Below are 15990 nucleotides of genomic sequence, written 5' to 3' on the forward strand. Positions count from 1 at the left end.
TCATATAAAACCACCTGATATTATATCCATAATTTCCTGATCTGTAAAAGTGCCTTCCACCGCCAAAGGTAATTTTTTCATTAATTCTGAATCTTTTGATTCCTTTTCCTCTTCATTTTCATAATCTTCAGGTGAACCTAACCAGAATAAATATGAGAATTCCCCAAGTTTATAAATTTCTATGTCATCGCGGGCTATTCTGCATATTGCTTCATCATCATTTGTTATTGTTGAATATATCATACCCAATAGAATCAATTCTTCTGAGGTCCCCATTCCCCCGTATTCCTCCATACCTATGGTTCCGTAACTTTCAAGAATTTCATTTATATGTTTCTGATCAAATGTCATTTGCATTTGAAAAGTTAAAACAAACTATTTATTTTTTCTAAATTTGTTAAAAAACATTTGAATTGATTATTAATCTCATAGTTCATTGCCATATTTTTTCTTTAAAATCTCATATTTTTCTTCCAACAATGCAGTTGAAAGTTGAAACATCCTCCTCTTCCTCAAAAGATAGTAAATATTTTTTGGATATTCCTTTATTGCTCCCTTTGCATCTTGAAGAAATGTGTCCCTCTGAAATATTCTATCGCAGTTTATCCCTACTTCCGCAGATCCTGTTCTGAATGAAGGATACTTAGTAAGGGTTAGGGACATTCCCATCCTAGGTGTGTAATCTTCACTAATGATTATTTTTGTATCCGACCTTGCAAAAATTAAATCTGATAAAAGTGCAATTTCATATCCATTATCCCTACAACTACCATTCAGGAATGAAAAAATAGGAATTCTTAGGGATTGGAACATAAAAACAAGAGCATCTATTAGCTCATTATCTTCCTGGGTTAAATTATTAATTTTAGAAAGAAAAAAATTATCAGTTCCTGTTAAAACAAGTGCATCCAGCTTTTCATCAACGATTCCTACCGACAATGCTTTCAGCATTTCCTCCAGGAATCCACTATCTATATTTCCCTCCTTATCTGTTAAAAATGCAATTATACCAATGTTATTTTCCTGCCAAAAAGAAATATATTTGTACCCGTGAACCACGGGTGCTTTGTTTTTCACTGATATGACTTTCTTTTCACTCATTAAGGTATACCAGCCTGTAAAGTCTTATCAGGATACCAAATATGAAAAGAAGTGATCCAAGTCCTATTCCAAATACGGCTTCCTGAACAAGGTTAGTTGGATTCAACTGTATAATAAGCCAGAGTATTTCAACTGCTATAACAAAGAGAATTGCAGATAGAACCTGTGCTGTTGTCTTACTAACCTTTAATCCTTTAACTTCCTTTGGTTTTATCATTGCAAGATTGTTGTATTCTGAAGCTCTCATTGTTCCTAAGGCTGCAAATGCCGTTCCTCCTGAAATTCCAACTATGTTGAATACACCCTGAGTTGAAGCTCCCTGCATGAAAGATGATATCTGCAAGGCAAGTTCAAAAATTCCCACAATCATTACTATCAGGAATAGACCTATGGATGCATATATTCTGTTCAGAGAAGGCTTAAATGCACCTTTCTGATAAAGCTTTCCGAGCAACATAGAGAAAATGAGTATAATGACCAGTGGAGGAGGCAGAAGAACTGCAAGAACATCATATGTTGGGATTGGTATACCTGGCTGTAAAACTCCCCAAAGTGACATTATTATTAGATATATGATAGCTACAAGGCCAAGACCTGTGAATATGGGTCTTCCAAGAGGGTGAAGGTTGTTAGATCTATCTATAAATGGAACTATAAGGAAATATATAAGAGGTATTCCTCCAAAGAATATTGAGGCTGCAAGTGCTTCATATGCCCCAAAGTGATTGAAGAATTCAAAATCTATAGCCTTATAGAGGAAAAGCAGGAACCATGGTGGATAAGGAGGAACGTAAGCGGCAAGTGGTGATGATGGAGCTACCTGTGGATAGGGATCAAATATTGCTGGTACACCCATCTGCATTGCCCTTAAGGCATCAACAACAGATGGAAGGAAAATAAAGATTCCAAAGGCAAATGCCGCCAGCTGTATCATAAACAGCATGTTATATGGATACCATGGTTTGTGTTCGGGAAGATTCTTTTCAATTGCGGGCGCTTTATAGTTAACGCTTCTCTGGGAAGGCATAATTCCATTTGCCTCTGCCAGATAAAAGTGAAATCCAAATAATGCTCCGACCAGAGCAGCGAGTATAATGTGAAATCCTAACATTCTTATAAATAATGATGTGTTTGTTCCATTTCCAAAAACAATTGCCTCTGCTGCTTTTCCTATTATTGGCACAGATAGAGCAATTCCCCTTCCCACATCAGTTGCGTCAACAGAAAGAACATCTCCCGTCATTGAATAACCAAAATACCCAACTCCTATTGTCAAGGCGAGCAAAATTACACCGGAAACCCACTGAAGTTCCCTTGGATGCTTATAAGCTCCATTGAAATAGTTTCTGAACATGTGCATATAAATTAGCACAATCATGGCGTATGCCCCATACAGGTGAGTTGTAAGAATCAGTTCACCGTAAGGCACTGTTCTTAATATAGCCTCTGTGGAATTATAAGCATTTGCAGGATTGTAATATAGAAGAAGAATTAAACCTGTTATTATCTGGTAAACAAATGCCATGGAAATGAGCGCACCTGTCCAGTACCAGAAACCTCCTTTTTTTCTCATGTAATCAGGTACTGTTGAAAGTGGCAATTCATTTATTTTTAATGGATCCTCTCCAAGAATATTCTTTATATTTATATTTTCTCTTATTCCCATTTTTTCACCTCATCCGGATGATATTGTCTGAACTAATGTCTTCTTGAGATTGCTTATTGGGTTTCCTCCTGTAAGATCAGATGGATGTCCAAACACTGTTGGCCCAATCAATTTTTTTGCAAAAAGAGTGTCTGTTAATGGATTGTATTCAAGAATTACATTTGGCAAAGGCCTGTATGTAGGATGTGTAATTATTGCAGCTCCCTTTGATGGATCGTATGTACTTCCATGGCAGTCACAATGAATCACTCCAAGGTTTTTCTCTTCGCTTGTTAAAACGCTCTGAACGCTTGGTGGAAGTGTTTTTATCTGATCTGGTGGGTAATACCTTATGATTGGTGGCACACATCCAAGATGCTGGCAAATTGCACTGAATGAAACAATTGGGCCGTATGTGTCTCCTGCTGTAACTGATGGACCCACTCCACCTGGGGATTGAAATGTGGTTCCAGTGGCATCAATAAGAACAGTAACTGGCTCAATATCAGTGTTAAATTTTATTAAAAAATTTGGTTCGTCTGAGAGCGGGTAATAATATATCCAGACACTTGGTGACAATTCAGGAAATTTTCTTGTCTTAAGTGGCTGTGGACCTGCTGTTGGATCATTAGGATCAACCCAGTAAAGCAAGGTTTCCGGAAAATTTGTTAAACCTACAGCGGGTGTTATAAGATTTTGAACAACGCCTTTTCCAAGGCCTCCTACAGCTGCAACGGCGGAAAGGCCAATCATAGCTTTCAAAAAGCCCCTCCTTGATTTATCAACCTCTTCAGCCATAATTAGGTAATGAAATTATTTTATATTACCTTTATCAGTTTGCACGAATTATCCTATAATGATAGGATCAAAAATGATAAAATTGCAGAAAAAAGTTGAGAGAATAGATTAACCTGCCCCTTGTTCATTTTTTTTCTGTTTTCATAGATTGCTCCTAAAATAGAATCCAACTGACATGAAAGAAATCCAGCAATTAGAATCACAAATGCAGGAAAAATTTCAGAAAAGTTTGTTAATATTAAGTAAGAAATTGAAATTGAAATTGCTCCAAGCAATGATGCAATTTCACCCAGAAAGGAAATTCCCCCATTTGTTCCAGTAGTTACAGGTTTTAATGTTGTTATAAGGTAAGTTTTCTTGTCCAAAACTCCTATTTCTGATGCCAATGTGTCTGATGTAATGGCTGCAAATGTTGCCGAAAAAATTGCAAAGTAGTTTACATTTAAATTAGAAAGTGTAAAGATGGAAATGAAAACTCCTATTAACCCGCCATAAAATACATTTGAAATACCACGTTCCCCCTTTTTGCCCTCTTGAAGACCTGATTTTTTTTTATCCTTTATACGATAGATAGTTGCAATATGAGAAACTGCTGCAAATACAATTAAAAGAATGAGCCATTGGATCGATGCTAATATTGATACAAACGCACCTATTATTACCGCTCCCAAGGCACCTTTTATGTCGAACATTTTGATTTCTATTGAAATTAAAAAAAGTGCGATTAAGATTGAAAAAATAATGAGTAAATAATCCGGGGATAAATCCATATAAACCAAATTTTTAGATTCCCCTCTCTGCCAGTCTCTGTTCCTTTGGCATATCGGTTAGATCATTTCCGTACATTGGAACGAGACCGGAAGAAACGTTTCCTATTAACCTGTAATCTTCATAATTTTCCACTGCTTCCACAATCGCCCTTGCCATTTTAATTGGATCTTCCGATTTAAATATGCCCGATCCAACAAACACACCATCCATGCCCATCTTCATCATTAATGCAGCATCCGCTGGGGTTGAAACTCCACCTGCGGCAAAATTAACCACTGGTAGTCTTCCAAGTCTCTTTATATCTTTTAATATCCCTGTAATTTCATCTATCATTGCATTCAAATTCATTCCAGAGAAGACATCGTTTGTGTCCGGATTTCCATCTCTTGCATACAATTCCCCGTATACTTCCCTTTTCAATTTTAGATAGGGGTCTGCAATTGCTACAGCTATTTTTGAAAGTTCTCCATTGCCCATACTCTTAATCATTTTTATTCCTTCATTAACCTTTCTGATATGGCGAACAGCCTCAATGACATTTCCGGTTCCTGCCTCACCCTTTGTCCTTATCATTGCAGCACCTTCCATAATTCTTCTTACAGCCTCTGGAAGATTTCTTGCACCACAAACCGTAGGAATCTTTAGAACTTTTTTATTCAGATGGAAAAATGGATCTGCCGGAGTTAAAACTTCACTTTCATCAAGCATATCAATGCCAACAGCTTCAAGAGTTAATGCCTCTGTCATGTGCCCTATTCTTACTTTTGCCATTATTGGAATTGTAACTGCATCAATTATTTCCCTTATTTTTAATGGATCCACCATCCTAGCCACACCACCGGCAGCCCTTATGTCAGCAGGTACTTTATCCAAAACCATAACTGCAACTGCACCGGAGGTTTCCGCAATTCTTGCCTGTTCTGCATTGGTAACATCCATTATGACGCCACCCTTTTGCATTTTAGCGAAACCCTTTTTTAATAAATCATCACCAAATCTTAAATCTGAAATATTGAGTGCCATCAGAATCATTTAGATAATTAAAATTTGTATTAAATGTTTTTTATTATGAAAGGTAGAGAGAAATAGATTCCCTTGTAAATGAAATAAAGAGAGAAAATTAAAAGTATTGTTGCACTAATTACATCTAGTACAACAGATGCATATCTCTCCCACTTTAATGAGGCTCTGTAAACCAGTATTGAGAAAAAAATTAGATACATAACAATGGACACATAAAAGAAATAAAATGGAAATATCCCATATGCGTCAAGCATTCCAAGTCCCGATGTGAACCACCATGTTATCTGCATGGGATTTGTAATTCCAGTGAGAAGCCCTTTCACGTAATTTCCGGATTCAGGTTCTGGCATCTCCTGATTTTTTATGATGATGGATGCAATTTTGGATCCAAGAAATAAAAAGTATGTTCCCCCAATCAGAAAAATAATTGGGGAATATAATTCAAAATCTACATATTCACTTACTGTAAGCACCAGAATCAAAAGTATAATATCTGCTGTCATTGCTCCGAGCCCTATCATGATTCCTCTTGACGGGGACCTCTTTGAAGTGCCCATTATCATTGCCATAACTGGGCCAGGTGGGGCAGCCATTGATATTCCAAGAAATAATCCAATGATTATTAGAAAAGGTAAAGACATAATCCATTTGAGATTCCATTATAATTTTAAACATATTTAAAATGGGAATTATTATATTTAGTTATTTAAAATTTTAAGATTAGCTTTTTATCCTATCTTTCATTTAACGTATATGACAGGAGAACTAAGTTTAACATGGGAAGGTCATGCCTGTTTCAGTCTGAAAGGAGAAAAGAACATAATAATTGACCCTTTTCTTGAGGGAAATCCAAAAGCCATAAAGAAAAAAGATATGGTTCAAGCCGATATTGTTCTGGTAACCCATGGTCATTCAGATCATGTTGGGGATGCAGTTTATATAGCAAGAAAAAACAAAGTGCCAGTTGCAACTGTTGTAGAGCTTGCTTGGATACTCGGGAGTAAGAATGAGGATGTTAATTTTATAGATCTGAATTTTTCCGGAAGTCACAGCTTTGGAAATGTGAAGGTGACACTTGTGCCTGCGCTCCATTCTTCCAGCTATGAGGGCAATTACGCTGGAAATCCAGGTGGATTGATTATAAACATGAATGGTAAGACCTTGTATCATGCAGGAGATACTGGACTATTTAGTGATATGAAACTAATTGGTGAATATTACAAACCAGATGTTGCAATGTTACCCATAGGAGGACATTATACAATGTCACCGGATGAGGCTGCAAAAGCAGTTGAATTGATAAATCCAAAATTTGCCATTCCTATGCATTATGACACCTTCGATCTCATAAAGCAAGACCCCGAGGTGTTTAAAAATAAAGTGGAAAAGAATACATCAACTAAGGTAATAATACCAAAAATAGGAAGAGAATTTAAGCTTGAAAACTAATCCATCAATCTTTGTTGCCAGTTGTCAGCAAATTTGAAAATTTCCTTCATATTTTCATCTTCCTCCATTATTTTTCTTATTTCTGATGAGTTTACGCAAAGTTTTATGTATTTTGTCCTTCCATATCTTCCAAGACTTTTAACGGTCGTTGATATAAGCCCTGACTCCTCCATATCTGAAATTAGATCCCTTATACGTCTTGAGCTCAGTGGTTGTATTGATATCTTCTGACATAGGGAATTATAAACATTTGTTACGTCAGAAACCGTACCTGAATTAGGCCTCATTCTGTCTATAACCATTGCTGATAGCAATGTTATTTTTTCATGTATTGGAAAATGGGATATTGTATCCTTTATTATATTTGACTCAATAAGTGTCCTTGCCTTATTCACATGAGCAGTTGTTATTTTTTCGGCGTTCTCCATAATGGCAATTTCTATTGATGTTCTCATTAGATCAATAGATTTTCTTGCATCTCCGTGTTCCTGTGCACCAACCGCAGCGCACAAATTTACAACAGATTCTTCATAATATCTTTCGTCGAGAACCATTGATATTCTCTGCCTTAAAATATCAGATAATTGTGCGGCGTTATAAGGTGGAAAAAGTATGCTTTCGTTTGTCAGTCTGCTCTTTATTCTTACATCCAGAGATTCGAAAAAAGTAGCATCGTTAGTTATTCCGATCAGATTCCCGGCACGAATATTGCTCTCCCTCAAAATGTTTAAAATTATGTACAATGCGTTTTCTCCATTATTATTAATCAACTTATCTATTTCATCCATAATTATCAAAAGGGAAATTTTCTTGTTTTCCAATTTTGAATTAATGTAATCAATTATTCTTTCAATGGTCCAACCACTCTGAGGTATTTTTTCACCATCTGAAATTGAGTTGGCCATGTTTACCATAATTGAATATATGGAATCATTTGCCTGACAGTTTATGTATATGCTCAATAACTCATCCTTCATCTTTTCCTTAAGTTTTCCAGCCACATACTTTGTGACTGAAGTTTTACCCGATCCAGTTCCACCATAAATTATGAGATTTGTGCCGGGGAGACCTTTCAGAAACCTCCCCAGTGAATTAACCATTCTTGTTATTTCATGTTCCCTGTGAGGAAACTCTTCAGGCAAATGCCCTGAGGTCAAAACCTTGATGTCACCCTTCAAAACGAGCTGATTATTAAGAGATATGGCATCAAAGGGATTCCTTGACCCGGGTTGCATAAAGTCCTAAATGGTAATAGCATTAAAAGGTTTTTTAATTCAGAAATGATAATTTTTTATTATCACCTTTGGATTCAATCTTCCCTTTTTCTAAATGGGAGAAAATCCAATTTTTCATATTCATAAAGAACTCCAAGTAGATAAAATGAACCGGTTACAAGAACAAAATCATAATTTTTAATTGCATACTCATATGCCTCTATTGGATCATAAATTATTTTTGAATTTTTAAAAATGTTTCTTGATTCAGCCATTAGTGTTTCGGGTTCAACCTTTCTCTCTGGTTCATTTGGTGTAGTGAATATGACATTTTTTGAACAGATTGATATGTTTCTCAGAAAAGAGAAATGATCCTTATCCTTCAGCATCCCAATTAAAAGTACTGGCTCCTTCTTGAAATACTCCTTAACGTTTTGGGCAAGTGTTGTTGCAGCGGGAGGGTTGTGAGCTCCATCCATTATGACAAGCGGGTCTCTCCTAATTATTTCAAACCTCCCTGGCATTCTGAAATTTTTTATTCCCTTTTCTATCTGTTTTTTTTCTGGAACTTCCTTAAGATTTTCACTTGCAGCCACTGCCATTCCAATGTTTTCAATCTGAAATGTTCCTATTTGTTTTGTAAATATGTCATAAGCCTCACGTGGAGTTTCCAAATAGAACTGTGTACCTTCATCGGAAATCACAACATTTTTTATTTTAGAATACTTATTTGCCTCGACAAATTTTGAATTGTTTCTTGCTGCAATCTTTCTTAATTCTTTCAGTGGCTCAATTTTTGTCTCTCCTGTAACAACTGGAATTTCTTTTTTAATGATCCCTCCTTTTTCCCTTGCTATTTCTGTCAGTGTTGTTCCCAATCTATCTGTGTGCTCATAACTGATCTTTGTTATTATAGAAATTTCTGGCATCACTATGTTAGTTGCATCTAGTCTTCCTCCCAATCCCACTTCTACTGAAGCAAATTCAATTTTATGGTCTTTGAAGTACTGAAATGCCATTTCTGTTGTAACTTCAAAAAATGTTGGATTTCTAACAGTTGGTAAATGATTTTCAATATATGGCATGTACAATTTAAAATAGTTTTCAATTTCCTCATCAGTTATGGTTTGATCTTGGCCAATTATTCTCTCATTAAATTTTATCAGATGGGGTGATGTGTAAAGACCTGTTTTCTTTCTCTCTCTGAAAATATTATACATAAGGTTAGAAACTGAACCTTTTGCATTACTCCCTGTTATATGAAATATCTTATAGTTTGAATGTGGAGAGCCGTAATAACTATCAAACTCTTTCATAACATCAAGATTGTACTTTATCCCACTCCTTTTGAGGTTGTAAACAAAATAAAGAACCTCTTTGTTCAATGAAAGAGGGAAGTTTAATTCAATATTTAGATGTTTAGAAACAGGAAGCAATAATGGAAAAAAAAATTAGTCATATCAACATGTAGGTCAGATGTCTACAAAAAAAGAATATTATGATGATCCATACAAAAAAGAAGGGAAAGGGAGAATAACATTCAACGAATTCACAGATCTTATTGTTGATAACTCTGTTTTTTTCCCTACGGGATATGGACAGCAAAATGATAGGGGAATGATTGTGATAGATGGAAAAAAATACGAAATAATAGATGTTTTTGATGATGGTGAAGGGATTCATCTTATTTCTTATGATACATACCCCTCAGATTGTAAGGGAAAGGAAATTGAAGAATTTGTTAACTGGGAAGTGAGATATAATCACATGAAATTCAGGACAGCAATGAGAATATTGGCCTGCATTGCATATAAGAAATATGGGGCTTCTCACAGAATTAATCAAACATATGAGGATTATGGATGGATAGACATTGAAATGGATGATATTTCAGAAGAAAAGGTCAGAGATATTGAAGAGGAGGCTAACAGGTACATAAAAGAGGGCCACAAACCTTCATATAGAATTGTTAAGAAAGAAGATTTCTTAAAGGATAATGATCTGGTAAAAACTGTTAATGGAAGAGTGCCAGAAATAAACGAACTCAGATTGGTAAAATATGATAATCTTCCAGAACAGATGGAAATGGGCCTTCTAGTTAATGATACCAAAGAAGTGGGAACTGTAAAATTGAAAACCAATCTTGTTAAGGGAAAAGTTGGGACAAGGATAACGGTTAATCTTGTAGAATAGATATACTAAAAATTTATAAATTCATTGAAACACTTAACCATACAATGAATTTTAAAGATACTATTATTAAGTTTCAAAATTATTTCCTGAATGTAATATTCATATTGCTTTCAATTGTTGCCATAGATTACATTTATATATCAATGGTAAAAAAATTAAATTTTAATATATATACAAAAAACCAGACCCTTTTTACTCTTATGAATTTAAGGGATACTTTTATAATAGTTTCAATTGTATTCTCTGTATTAACGGTAATTTTTTTGATTTGGTCATTGTTCTTGCACAAAGACCATGTGAAAAATGAGGAAAATGGTAAGGAAGAAAATTACAGGCCCCTTTTCATTGGATTTATGCTGTTATTTATTGCATCATTAATCGATTCTCTTTTAGTAATTCAACCACAACTTTCACCTGTGAAGTTGTATGGGAGAATTGGTTACTCACTTTTAATTGAAGAAATAATACTGGTAATTACCTTGATCTCATTATTTCTTTACGCAATATCTCTCCCAGTATTGATGGAAAATCATGATTCAAGTTTCATCAATATAATAAAAAATGGTGTTAAGCTGGAATACAGATATTACATATATACAGTATTCATAGGTTTATTTGGAGCTGTTCTCTTTTATTTCTTAGGATTTTCTTTATTGATTGAAATTCCAGTCTATACAATAATTTTTTCCTCGATAATTGGTCTTTCACAAAGATATGGTATTTTAGCGGGATTTTCAATGATTTTTTTATTCTTTGGAATTGAACTTGGAGAGATCTCCTTCATTCCACTTGGCCAGTACGTTTTCGATTTTATATTGTATATTTCCATAATACTTGGTCTGGTTGAAGGATATGCAAGTCCATACATTTTCAATACAAATAAAAGAAAAGATTATGGAAAATTGGGGAAAGATGACTTAGAAAAAGAAGAAAATAAAACTTCGGAAAATTCAGAGATGCAGAAGAATAATGACCTACAAATGTATAATAACCAAACCAGTGATAGAATACCAAACTCAAGGAAGTATTCTTCAATATTATGGGTAAGAGGATCATGTCCGAATTGCGATGGTAGAGAATTCATATATAAAAATGAAGAATATGAATGTAAAAATTGCAAGACAGTTATAAGAGGAGATGAGACTGATTACAAAGAGTTTTTTATTTTGGTTAAAAAAGAATAATATTTATTGAAATAAAACAAAGTAAATGGTATTGAAAATAGAAAGATGCAGAAACCTGCATTCAAACCATAATTTTCCAGGAGAAAACCTCCAACTATATTGCTGGAAACGTATCCTGCCGAAAATAATGTTTCATAAAACATCACTCCTCTTCTTGGATTTTCTGTTAAATTTATATAAGAAAGAATAAAGCTGAAAGAATATCCCGAAAAGATTCCAAGTAATATTCCAATTATAGATAAGGAAATTAAATCTGGCTTAAATACAATGAATACCGAGGGTATTGAAAGAGCAAAGCCAGAAATAACCTGAAACAAATTTCCATTCCCTTTAAATTTTATATTGGATATTACGGAACCTATTGCAAAAGATGCGCCAAGTGAACCGGTTATTATTCCTATTTCAACATATGAATAATGTATTGAGAATAATTTTGAAGGAAGTGTAAAAGAAAAAAAACCAATTCCAAGTCCCGCCAGGAACATGGGTAAAACTCTAGAAAGTTCAAGATTATTCCCTTTTTTATTAATTTCACTGGTATTTGTAAAGTCCATGGGAATGATAAAACCAACTATTGAGATTACCAATATGATTATATATGCAAAAATGTAAGAAAAATCCTGTAGAAAAAACCCTGAGGCGATTGTGAAAAAACCAGATGGTATAGACCAGGCATTTGAATATTTTTCAGCTGAAAAGCCCCTTTCAAGTGAATAAGTCATGATTTCTGATGATATCCAGAATAAACTCTGAAATGTGCCACTTAATATTATTGATAAAATAAGGATTGGCAAGGATGTTGGGAAAATTATTAAAAATAAACATGAAATTGATAAAATCAAGAACGGTATTTTAAAAAAAAATGTCCTTAATTTTACATCTCCAATATATATGAGAAAAGAAATAAAAACAAATGGCAAGGAAGTGAATAAAGAAATTAAAGAAATCTGAATGAAGTTCAATCCGAATGCTTCAAGTTTTAGTGGGAATGTGAAGCTTATCCAGAACCATCCAAAAGAAAATAATATGGTGGTAAGTAAAAGAGATTGAAATTTTCCCACCTTTCTCATAACAGGGGGTTATAATTATCTAACTTAAATGCTCTTTCTTAAAATGAAAGGAAGGGTTGAATTTTTATATTCATATGTATTTCTCTGTGGATTAAGATGGTAACTAAACCTGCAAGAATGTATACAAAAATTTCAGGTCCTGCTTATACAAGAAAGGAATTTATGGGAGGAGTTCCATATCCTAAGATTACCACATTCGTTCATGGTAATCAGAAAAAAGAGTTTGAAATTGAGTTTTACATGAGAGCTGAAGAGAGCTGCCAGATAAGGCATACAGCTCTTGAGGCAATGAGGATTTCAATAAACAGAAAGCTTTCTGAGCAGGTTGGAAATGACAATTTCTATTTCCAGATAAGACCATATCCTCATCACGTCATAAGGGAACATAAAATGGCAACGGGAGCGGGAGCTGACAGGATATCATCAGGAATGAGGCGTGCATTTGGGAGACCAGTGGGAACCGCAGCCCGAGTTCATTCAGGGGATATAATTGCAGTAGCTAGGGTTAACCACGAGCAGGCCAAAATTGTGAAAGAGGCTTTGCAAAAAGGTTCCATAAAGCTGCCTACTCCATGCAAAATAGAAATTACAAAAGGAAAAGAGTTAGCAGGAAAATTCGGTCTTTAATTAAAATTTATTTTTTGTTTCTCTCGAACCTATAAAATCCTGAATTAATTTTGCTGCAAGCATTGCAGTGTTTCCATTGTCGAAATCAGGTGTGAACTCAAGGACATCAAAACCTATTGTCCTCTTTGAAATCTTTCTTATTAGATATCTTACGTCCGTATCAGAAATTCCGTAAGGTTCTGGAGTACCAACACCTGGAGCGAAGGCAGGATCAAATCCATCCATATCTATTGAGAAATAAATGCTTTCCCTAAGTTGTTTTAAGATTGGTTCAAATATTTTCTCAATTCCCTCCCTTTTGATTTCTGATGCTCTTATAAACGTCACTTCATGATATTTAGGGTCCTCTATTTCCTCCCTAGAGGTTGATCTTGTTCCAAATGAAAAAATCCTGTTTCTTCCAAGAGTTTCAAGGGCCCTGTGAGTTATGCACGCATGATTGTACTTACTACCCATGTAGGAGTCTCTGAAATCTGAATGAGCATCAATTATTATCATTGAAGAATTCTTAAAATTTCTTATTGCCCCTCCTGTTATTGAGTGCTCACCACCAATCATTATGGGAATCTTTTCATCATCAACGATTATTTTTGTAAATTCCTCTACTAAATCGACAGTATGTTCTGGGTCCTCGTCCACAATAAGGTTGCCCATATCACATATGGGAATTTCGGAAAAATCAATGTCGTACTCCACGTCATAAGATTCTAAATTATCATATGCCCTTCTTACTTCATCAGGTGCTCTGTTTGAGCCCCTTCTAAAAGAAGAAGTGTAATCAAATGGTACTCCGAAAATTACATACCTGGCTTCTTCATAATCGAAGTTGGCATCTGCTATCTTTCTTCTGGATGCGAAAGTTTGAAGCATCAGGTCATGATCTTTCTTGTTCCCATTACTTCCCAATATGACACCTCTGTACCGGGTTTAACTTTTTCTACCTGGTCATCATCAAGAGGCAAAACAAAGGTTTCGTAAGTTTCTGAGTCCATTAATTGAGCTTCTTTTCCATTAACACTCAGAACCTGTGCGTTCTTTTTCTCTATTATTGGGACCTTTACTTTGTGTTTTACAGGATAAACAACACTTCTCTTCTGATTGTCAAATACTCCTATTGCTATGATCCTTCCCTTCGCTTCTCCATGCTTCCCCGGTTTTGACATATTAATTTCCATTATTTTACAGGGAACATCATCAATGAGCATGTACCTTCCAACTTTTAACTCCCTAACTTCTGCTTCTTGCCAACCCATGATATCAGATGGGCATATCTAATTTAAATATAATATTTATGAGAAGTGATTATTTAAAAAATTATATGTCAGGCTCATCTTTTAAATAATCAATTACAATTTTAATTTAATGGAAAAATCTATCCTGAAACCATCAGAAATTACATTGATAGCCATTTCAGTCATCCTTACCCTCTATGTGTTTATTTTAAGTTTTTATGTTTTTTATATTCCAAATAGATACGCTGTGAGCTTTTACTTTACTGTTTCCTTTTTTTTATCCCTCTTTTTTTTACTGTTTATATTTATTTATAACAAAACTGGAAAATCTTCAGATTCAGTGAATAAAGGTTTTATTTATAAAATACAAATTTTCATAGGATTCCTATGGATCATTGATGGAATTCTTCAATTTCAACCGGAAATGCCATATGACTTTTTAATTTCTGTTATTATTCCTTCAATATCAGTTTATCCTCAACCAATATTCAATATACTTAATCTGGGATATAAAATCTGGACAATTAATCCCATATTTTTTAATAGTCTTGCTGGATCTTTCCAGATTTTTCTGGGGTTAAGTATTTTATTTATAAGAAAGGAAAAAATAGTTCGTTACATTTCCCTTTTATCCATTTTATGGTTAATTTTTATCTATGTTTTTGGAGAGGGGATGGGGGATGACTTTGTTTCAGGTGTCACATATCTGACAGGTTTCCCAGGTTCAGCATTGATATATGTTTTTCTAACCATTCCTTTATTGCATTTAAAAAGACTGCACGATGCATTTCATATAAAGCGTTATTTTTCTCTTGTTCTATCAACATTGTTCATAATTTCAGCATTTATTCAAATGCTTCCTTTAAACGTTTATTTTTCAAACGCTTCTCTTTCTCAGATTGTTCAAACAAATACATATTATTTCGGCGTTCCTTACGCGGTTTCATATTTTCAGGAGATATTCTGGCATTACATATTCCCTTTTAATTCATATGTAAATTTGATGTTTGCACTTATAATGTTATACATTGGTATGGGAGTTTTTTTGGATATTAAGTTTACTTATTACGCAGGAATTTTTTTTACCATAATCGTATGGTTCTTTTTTCAATCGCTTGGATTTTTCCAATTTCCCGCGACAGATCCAAACAGCGGTTTACCGGTAATTTTTATTTTTCTGTTAATACTGAATAATTTTAATGATTTACAGAGTCACAAAAATAAAATATCAACTAAAAATACTCCAGAGCAAGGGTTTGTGGGGTAGCTTGGTATCCTTCCAGCTTCGGGAGCTGGAGACCCCGGTTCAAATCCGGGCAGACCCATTCTACATAGGGTTCAGTTTTTTGTAATAATTAGAGAAATAAACGTTTTTTAAGCGATAATCTGATATCATTATTCCAATTTTTTAACCCTTTTATTTATACTACCAGACAGAAATTTCCAATATAATAATATTTGAATAATAATTCACAGATCATTTGTTCCTAATCTTTGATCAAAATCTGCGAGATTAATAACTTTAAAAATGACAGTGACAAATATGATAGTATCCCAAATCTTGTGTAAGAACAAATGAAATAACTCCATCAACAATGGATAAATTTCATGAAACATAAAAGGATGCCTCCTAAGAACAACCCAAGGAGGCAATGAATAATGGAAGAGTTTGATAAAAAGATA

General features: G+C 34.4%; 18 protein-coding genes and 1 tRNA gene. 7 read left to right on the plus strand and 12 right to left on the minus strand.

Going from position 1 to position 15990, the window contains the following annotated elements:
* The 7 genes from ACNF4Z_RS06200 to ACNF4Z_RS06230 all read right to left on the minus strand — a co-directional run bounded on the left by ACNF4Z_RS06200 (nt 1) and on the right by ACNF4Z_RS06230 (nt 5979).
* Nucleotides 1-351: a hypothetical protein gene (locus tag ACNF4Z_RS06200; protein ID WP_458328372.1), complete on the minus strand. Its 351-nt coding sequence runs from the start codon at nt 349-351 to the stop codon at nt 1-3.
* A 75-nt stretch (nt 352-426) separates the two neighbouring features.
* Entirely contained in the window at nt 427-1101 is a 675-nt protein-coding gene (locus ACNF4Z_RS06205) for a hypothetical protein (RefSeq protein WP_458328373.1), read from the minus strand.
* Nucleotides 1094-2767: a cytochrome b gene (locus ACNF4Z_RS06210; RefSeq protein ID WP_458328374.1), complete on the minus strand. Its 1674-nt coding sequence runs from the start codon at nt 2765-2767 to the stop codon at nt 1094-1096. The genes ACNF4Z_RS06205 and ACNF4Z_RS06210 overlap by 8 nt, the downstream gene beginning before the upstream one ends.
* Nucleotides 2768-2776: 9 nt before the next feature.
* Complete coding sequence (locus tag ACNF4Z_RS06215; protein ID WP_458328375.1) at nt 2777-3544, minus strand: Rieske 2Fe-2S domain-containing protein; 768 nt, start codon at nt 3542-3544, stop codon at nt 2777-2779.
* A 53-nt stretch (nt 3545-3597) separates the two neighbouring features.
* The gene (locus ACNF4Z_RS06220; protein WP_458328390.1) at nt 3598-4314 is read right to left on the minus strand and encodes a DUF92 domain-containing protein; all 717 of its coding nucleotides are present in this window, start codon (nt 4312-4314) and stop codon (nt 3598-3600) included.
* A 13-nt stretch (nt 4315-4327) separates the two neighbouring features.
* Nucleotides 4328-5338 carry a pyridoxal 5'-phosphate synthase lyase subunit PdxS gene (gene pdxS, locus ACNF4Z_RS06225; protein ID WP_458328391.1) on the minus strand — a complete coding sequence of 337 codons (1011 nt, stop codon included), beginning with the start codon at nt 5336-5338 and terminating at the stop codon, nt 4328-4330.
* A 29-nt stretch (nt 5339-5367) separates the two neighbouring features.
* Complete coding sequence (locus tag ACNF4Z_RS06230) at nt 5368-5979, minus strand: LysE family translocator (protein ID WP_458328376.1); 612 nt, start codon at nt 5977-5979, stop codon at nt 5368-5370.
* A 112-nt stretch (nt 5980-6091) separates the two neighbouring features.
* On the opposite strand from ACNF4Z_RS06230, the gene ACNF4Z_RS06235 reads away from it, so the two are divergent.
* Entirely contained in the window at nt 6092-6787 is a 696-nt protein-coding gene (locus ACNF4Z_RS06235) for a metal-dependent hydrolase (RefSeq protein WP_458328377.1), read from the plus strand.
* Here the strand turns inward: ACNF4Z_RS06235 and ACNF4Z_RS06240 are convergent.
* Together ACNF4Z_RS06240 and ACNF4Z_RS06245 are read right to left on the minus strand one after the other, a co-directional pair.
* Nucleotides 6784-8022: a Cdc6/Cdc18 family protein gene (locus ACNF4Z_RS06240; RefSeq protein WP_458328378.1), complete on the minus strand. Its 1239-nt coding sequence runs from the start codon at nt 8020-8022 to the stop codon at nt 6784-6786. The genes ACNF4Z_RS06235 and ACNF4Z_RS06240 overlap by 4 nt on opposite strands.
* Nucleotides 8023-8096: 74 nt before the next feature.
* Nucleotides 8097-9386 (minus strand): bifunctional folylpolyglutamate synthase/dihydrofolate synthase, encoded by a 1290-nt coding sequence (locus ACNF4Z_RS06245; protein WP_458328379.1) that lies wholly within the window; start codon nt 9384-9386, stop codon nt 8097-8099.
* Nucleotides 9387-9477: 91 nt separating this feature from the next.
* Here ACNF4Z_RS06245 and ACNF4Z_RS06250 point away from each other — a divergent pair, with 91 nt between their 5' ends.
* Both ACNF4Z_RS06250 and ACNF4Z_RS06255 read left to right on the plus strand, forming a co-directional pair.
* Nucleotides 9478-10194: an alanyl-tRNA editing protein gene (locus tag ACNF4Z_RS06250; RefSeq protein ID WP_458328380.1), complete on the plus strand. Its 717-nt coding sequence runs from the start codon at nt 9478-9480 to the stop codon at nt 10192-10194.
* Nucleotides 10195-10490: 296 nt separating this feature from the next.
* Complete coding sequence (locus tag ACNF4Z_RS06255) at nt 10491-11378, plus strand: hypothetical protein (RefSeq protein ID WP_458328381.1); 888 nt, start codon at nt 10491-10493, stop codon at nt 11376-11378.
* Here ACNF4Z_RS06255 and ACNF4Z_RS06260 read toward each other — a convergent pair.
* A complete protein-coding gene (locus ACNF4Z_RS06260; RefSeq protein WP_458328382.1) occupies nt 11342-12100 on the minus strand; it encodes a hypothetical protein in 759 nt (252 codons plus the stop codon). The genes ACNF4Z_RS06255 and ACNF4Z_RS06260 overlap by 37 nt on opposite strands.
* A gap of 34 nt (nt 12101-12134) precedes the next feature.
* Here ACNF4Z_RS06260 and ACNF4Z_RS06265 point away from each other — a divergent pair, with 34 nt between their 5' ends.
* Together ACNF4Z_RS06265 and ACNF4Z_RS06270 are read left to right on the plus strand one after the other, a co-directional pair.
* Complete coding sequence (locus tag ACNF4Z_RS06265) at nt 12135-12329, plus strand: hypothetical protein (RefSeq protein WP_458328383.1); 195 nt, start codon at nt 12135-12137, stop codon at nt 12327-12329.
* 215 nt (nt 12330-12544) lie between these two features.
* Nucleotides 12545-13075, plus strand: a complete 531-nt coding sequence (locus ACNF4Z_RS06270; RefSeq protein WP_458328384.1) for a 50S ribosomal protein L16 — start codon at nt 12545-12547, stop codon at nt 13073-13075.
* Here the strand turns inward: ACNF4Z_RS06270 and speB are convergent, their stop codons facing one another.
* Both speB and ACNF4Z_RS06280 read right to left on the minus strand, forming a co-directional pair.
* Nucleotides 13076-13981, minus strand: a complete 906-nt coding sequence (gene speB / locus ACNF4Z_RS06275; protein ID WP_458328385.1) for an agmatinase — start codon at nt 13979-13981, stop codon at nt 13076-13078.
* Nucleotides 13945-14328 carry a translation initiation factor IF-5A gene (locus ACNF4Z_RS06280; protein WP_458328386.1) on the minus strand — a complete coding sequence of 128 codons (384 nt, stop codon included), beginning with the start codon at nt 14326-14328 and terminating at the stop codon, nt 13945-13947. Before ACNF4Z_RS06280 ends, speB begins: the two co-directional genes overlap by 37 nt.
* Before the next feature lie 319 nt (nt 14329-14647).
* Here ACNF4Z_RS06280 and ACNF4Z_RS06285 point away from each other — a divergent pair, with 319 nt between their 5' ends.
* Together ACNF4Z_RS06285 and ACNF4Z_RS06290 are read left to right on the plus strand one after the other, a co-directional pair.
* The gene (locus ACNF4Z_RS06285) at nt 14648-15574 is read left to right on the plus strand and encodes a hypothetical protein (RefSeq protein WP_458328387.1); all 927 of its coding nucleotides are present in this window, start codon (nt 14648-14650) and stop codon (nt 15572-15574) included.
* Nucleotides 15560-15632, plus strand: a tRNA-Pro gene (locus tag ACNF4Z_RS06290). The genes ACNF4Z_RS06285 and ACNF4Z_RS06290 overlap by 15 nt, the downstream gene beginning before the upstream one ends.
* Nucleotides 15633-15990: the final 358 nt, after the last annotated feature.

It is taken from the genome of Caldiplasma sukawensis (genome assembly GCF_052315375.1).
Taxonomy (GTDB): domain Archaea; phylum Thermoplasmatota; class Thermoplasmata; order Thermoplasmatales; family Thermoplasmataceae; genus Cuniculiplasma.